At 38.3% G+C, this 1,177-nt stretch carries 2 protein-coding genes; both read left to right on the top strand.

Annotation, left to right across the window (positions count from 1 at the left end):
- Positions 1–216: Asd/ArgC dimerization domain-containing protein (locus VXQ92_RS19565; protein ID WP_416682914.1), on the top strand; the 216-nt coding region annotated here is incomplete at its 5' end.
- A 148-nt stretch (positions 217–364) separates the two neighbouring features.
- A partial coding sequence (locus tag VXQ92_RS19560) for a FimV family protein (RefSeq protein ID WP_416682913.1) occupies positions 365–1,177 on the top strand: 813 nt, incomplete at its 3' end.

The raw sequence follows: 1,177 nt of genomic DNA, 5'->3' as shown, positions 1-1,177 counted from the left end.
GCTAAAGTTGTACCAAATACACGTGAAGCATCGATGACTGATCTTACACCTGTTGCTGTAACTGGTACCCTAACTGTACCTGTAGGTCGTTTACGTAAACTCAATATGGGTAAAGAGTACCTCGGCGCATTCACAGTAGGCGATCAGTTACTTTGGGGTGCTGCTGAGCCTCTACGTCGTATGTTACGTATTTTAGTAGAATACAAAAGCTCATAATTTGATCTGAATTATTCAGTCAAAATAAAAAGCCGATCACATTTGATCGGCTTTTTCGTAACTGGTTTGTAAAAAATTAACAATTTATTTACATTCCATTATTGTATAATTTTGAACGACTTTACGACTGATCAGGTCATGGATTGAGATGACTGCATATAACAAATTAAAAATTGCCATTTTCACCATTATGTCTTCGCCTTCTCTTTATGCGATTACATTAGATCCTATTCAAATTCAATCTGCACCTGGGGAATTACTTTATGCAGAAATGAATTTTCAGCAAGCAGATCCTAATACCCCATTGCAAGTCAGTTTGGCCACTCAAGATGATCTCAATGGCTTGGGAGTAACTCATCAACCTCCGGGTAACCTAAACTTTTATACACGCCAAAATGGTCAGGGTTCTGGCGTTATTGTGATTACCTCATCGCGTCCTATTATCGATCCTGAACTGAATATTGTCGTAAAAGTCAGTGAAGGTAACGCAACCCGTCTTCAACATATTAAAACCGTTTTAAAGCCATCGTCTATAAAAAAAGCCGCCATTAACGAAAGTCCACTTTCACCACAATTTATCGTAAATGAAAAAGATATCGCATTAAATTTGCCTGAAAGTACTCAGTACACACCTACTGAAAATACATCAACCGTGGCAGAAACCACAAATAATGAACATAATCTAAATATTAGCACTGGAACTGCTCCAGCTTTGAATAGTTCTAGCCTTGCTCCTGTGGCCCCTTTTACCGAAAAACCTTCCACTCAAACACCTCAGCCAACTATAACTACAATGAATACCGAATCATCGGCTGTAGAGAAACAACCCTCGACTTCACTCAAATCAAGTGGTGGCAATCAAACAACTACCGTCAAAAAAGCAGCGCAATCTAAAACTGCCCAACAAAAAAATGCATTAAGTAAAAATACGCCGAAAAAGCAAAAAATCAGCACTTATAAA

Source organism: Acinetobacter sp. 228 (genome assembly GCF_048147885.1).
The sequence above is the reverse complement of the archived record's forward strand: the minus strand, read 5'-3'. Positions and strand labels throughout refer to the sequence as shown.